The organism is Bacteroidota bacterium (genome assembly GCA_018698135.1).
In the GTDB taxonomy this organism is placed as follows: domain Bacteria; phylum Bacteroidota; class Bacteroidia; order CAILMK01; family JAAYUY01; genus JABINZ01.
Map to the genome: position 1 here is coordinate 1 of JABINZ010000144.1, position 3,719 is coordinate 3,719.

At 36.5% G+C, this 3,719-nt stretch carries 5 protein-coding genes and 2 tRNA genes; all 7 read left to right on the forward strand.

Translation table 11 applies throughout. The features are described from left to right. Positions 1–888, forward strand: an 888-nt coding sequence (locus HOG71_09560; protein MBT5991087.1) for a gliding motility-associated C-terminal domain-containing protein, incomplete at its 5' end; no start/stop codon positions are given. Positions 889–1,017: 129 nt separating this feature from the next. Then, positions 1,018–1,581, forward strand: a complete 564-nt coding sequence (locus tag HOG71_09565) for a hypothetical protein (protein ID MBT5991088.1) — start codon at positions 1,018–1,020, stop codon at positions 1,579–1,581. Positions 1,582–1,814: 233 nt separating this feature from the next. Continuing rightward, complete coding sequence (gene rpsU, locus HOG71_09570) at positions 1,815–2,009, forward strand: 30S ribosomal protein S21 (protein MBT5991089.1); 195 nt, start codon at positions 1,815–1,817, stop codon at positions 2,007–2,009. A gap of 10 nt (positions 2,010–2,019) precedes the next feature. After that, positions 2,020–2,901, forward strand: a complete 882-nt coding sequence (locus HOG71_09575) for a tyrosine-type recombinase/integrase (GenBank protein ID MBT5991090.1) — start codon at positions 2,020–2,022, stop codon at positions 2,899–2,901. Between the two features lie 15 nt (positions 2,902–2,916). Beyond that, positions 2,917–3,201: a ribosome-associated translation inhibitor RaiA gene (gene raiA, locus HOG71_09580; GenBank protein MBT5991091.1), complete on the forward strand. Its 285-nt coding sequence runs from the start codon at positions 2,917–2,919 to the stop codon at positions 3,199–3,201. A gap of 111 nt (positions 3,202–3,312) precedes the next feature. After that, positions 3,313–3,386: transfer RNA gene (locus HOG71_09585), tRNA-Thr, on the forward strand. Between the two features lie 15 nt (positions 3,387–3,401). Further along, positions 3,402–3,484: transfer RNA gene (locus tag HOG71_09590), tRNA-Tyr, on the forward strand. Positions 3,485–3,719: the final 235 nt, after the last annotated feature.

The following is a 3,719-nucleotide window of genomic DNA, read 5'->3' on the forward strand; positions in this document are numbered from 1 at the left end:
ACCAGTGATTTTGGCTGTGCTAGCGACACAACACAATACTTTACATTAGAAAGCAAAGTATCAGCTCCAATTATCGAACGTGCAACTGTTGAAAACGATGAGCACATTTTGGTTGAATGGAAAAAACCAATTGAAGGAATCCCCAAAACTTATCACCTTGAACGATCGGATGATGGGAACTGGTGGGATTATCTTTCAGAAGAAGATCAATCCATATTCAGCTTTGAAGATTATATGGTTTATCCAGATATCCAAAGCTACTATTATAGGCTAAGTGTTACAGATAGTTGCGATTATACAGGAGAATACTCGAATAATGGGAAGAGTATTTTGCTACAAGTTGATACCAGCGAAGCATATCCGAAGCTTGTTTGGTCGGCTTATGAAGAGTGGGCACAAGGAGTTGCGGGTTATGCAGTGCAGGTTGCTGGTTCCTCGTCACTGGTCACTCGGGATCTCGTTTACCAACGAGTAACGAGCAACGAGCAGCTAGTAAGCAGTTTCACCGACAGCCTGACAAAACTAAACTCAGTATATTACTGCTACCGTGTAATCGCCTACCGCAACTATGACAGCCTTCAATCTGTTTCAAACATTGTCTGTATCCCAACAGAGCTCCGCTTATTCGTTCCAAATTCCTTTACGCCCAATGGAGATGGCATTAATGATATATTCCTTCCAAAAGGCATTTTTGTTTCTGAATACAATTTGCAGATTTTCAATAGATGGGGGGAGAAGCTGTTTGAGAGTGATGATTTGAATAAAGGTTGGGATGGGAGTTTTAAGAACAAAGTTTGCCAACTGGGAACCTATTATTATCAGATTAGGGGAAAAGGTGCAAATGGGAAAAGTGAAGTGCATAATGGGACTGTGCAGTTATTGAAATAATGAAAAGGACAATTCTTCACATCTGAGTCAATCTTTGATAATCAGTGTATATACACACTTTGCAAACATAAAATGAAAAAAACTTTCAGAATCATAGCATTTCTTTTTTTCATATGTATTGTGCTACTTATGAATAGTAACTGTGACAAAGAACCTATAAATCCCAACCCGGGCTTTACTGATACTCTCTTTCAATCTCAAGAATTTTTAGACTATTGGTATTTTGAAGAGGGAAGCTGGTGGGTTTACAAGCGAATAGATACAGTAGCAGAAATATATGATACAGCAATTGTTACCAGAACTTGGAACCAATTCATTTTCTCCAAATATTTTCAGCCTTATTGTATTGAGCGCTACTATATGGATGTATATCATAAATCGGAATATTTGAAAAAAACAGGACATAAAATAAACTACGAATCAAACCAGCAAGATATTTTATCTGTGAATTATGGGGGTATTTATTTTGGAGGAAGAAATTTCTTCTGGTGGCCAGTGAAGTTTGATACTATTGGAGCAACTGCAATTTTGGATACGAATTCGATAAATATAATATCAGGCGCCTATGATAATATAGTACATATTAAAAGTTATGGTGGATATTTTTGGGTATCCAAAAACTTTGGATTAGTAAAATTAGATTCTTATGACGGTGAAACTTGGGAATTAGTAAGTCATCATCTAATAAGATAAAAATGAAAACAACTTTTCTTCCCATCTGAGTCACTCATTGAGGACTCAGATGAATAAAATTCATTCTATTGCTGAGTCCTTTTTAAGCCCCTCAATGACGAGCTAGTGTGAATTTGAACAGCGAATTATGACGAAAACTATCTAAGTAGATTAATTTTTTCATAAAACTTTTTCATAATTAGGTAATATCCTACCTTTGCAGTCCGAAAAAAAAATTAAGTTTTTAAATTATTATGATAACTGTACAGATTAGTGACAATGAATCTATCGACAAAGCGTTAAAACGCTTTAAGAAGAAATTAGAGAAAAGTGGCGCCTTGAAGGAATATCGGACAAGGAGGTTTTTTGTTAAACCATCTCTTGAAAGAAAAATTGAAATCGCAAAAGCAAGATACAAGCAGCACCACGTAAGCAGAGAAAATCAGTAAGGATCAACACATGATTCAGGAGTTTTGTAACTGGCTACAATATGAAAAGCGTTACTCTATTCATACAGTTGGTTCTTATTTAAGCGACCTGAATCAGTTTGAAGCATACCTTCTGCAGAATTATCCAAACACCTTGCTTCCAAAGGTAGAGCCTGACATGATTAAATCATGGATTGTTGCTCTGATGGATAAACAACTTTCACCTACAACGGTTAATCGCAAACTTGTTAGCCTGAACTCCTTCTTCAAATATCTTCAGGGGGAAGAGAAAATTGCAAATAATCCGGCTGCCAACATCAAAGGTCCTAAAAAAGCTAAACGACTGGTAAAGTATTTGGAAGAAGAAGAAATTCAAAATGTACTGAATGGTTTCGAGTTTGAAGACAACTATACCGGAAATAGAGATAAATTGATTTTGGAAATGCTATATGGAACGGGAATAAGGCTTTCTGAGTTAATAGGGTTGAAAACGATAGATGTAAATGAGCCTTCATCCTCCATTAAAGTTCTTGGAAAACGAAATAAAGAACGAATAATTCCTGTAAATGATTCTTTGCATCTACAAATAGATAAGTACCTTAGTTATCGAAAGAATATTACTGATAGTGAGTCAAAAGAGGAATTGTTGCTAACTACAAAAGGAGAGCCTTTGTATCCTATGCTTGTTTATCGTGTTGTGAAAAAATATTTGGATCAATTTGCTGCCCGTACCAATGTGAGTCCACATGTGTTGCGTCATAGTTTTGCTACACATTTGCTCAACAGGGGAGCCGATATAAATGCAATAAAGGAGTTATTAGGACATGCAAGTTTAGCAGCAACTCAAGTTTACACACACAATACAATAGAAACACTAAAAAAAGTTTTTAAACAATCCCACCCACGTGGGTAATTAAAATATGGTATTATGAAAATTGATATTCATGCAAAAAACATTACTGTTAAAGAAGGTTTAAAGGATCTGATAACAAGCAAGGTAAATAAGCTGAGCAACTTTCATTCTTATATCTTGGATACTGATGTGTATTTAAGGAATGAAGGAGAGGGAATAAATGCAAATGAGGTTCAAATTAAACTGAATATCAAGAGTCAAACATTGGTGTCAAAAGAGAAGGGTGATACCTTTGAACAAGCCTTGGAAATAGCCGTTGATCACATGAAAAGACAGCTTAAAAAGGCTAAGCAAAAATAATACAAATTAATTTTGAATATTAAAATAAATAATTTCTATCTTTGCACTCCTTTTTTAGGGCGACTTACTATAAGTCACTTTGGTTCTTTGGTGTAATGAAAAGGAATATAAGCCGATGTAGCTCAGTTGGCCAGAGCAGCTGATTTGTAATCAGCGGGTCGGGGGTTCGAATCCCTTCATCGGCTCATTTATAATAGTTTGGGGAGATTCCAGAGTGGCCAAATGGGGCAGACTGTAAATCTGTTGGCGTACGCCTTCGGAGGTTCGAATCCTCCTCTCCCCACATCGATCATCGAAGCCTTGGCGTAGATGATCATCGATCATCCTAACTTTAGCGAAGATGATCATTGACCTTCGAAACCTGTGTGTGGTTGGTCAGTAATGTTTGAAGTTAGAGCGAATTGGTTAGTAATCATTTTCGCTTTGACAAAAGAAATTAGTATCGTTGACAAGGTTGGTGCATTTTGTACCTTATCCAAGGCTTCGGTGCACTATGCGGGAGTAGCTCAGCTGGTAGA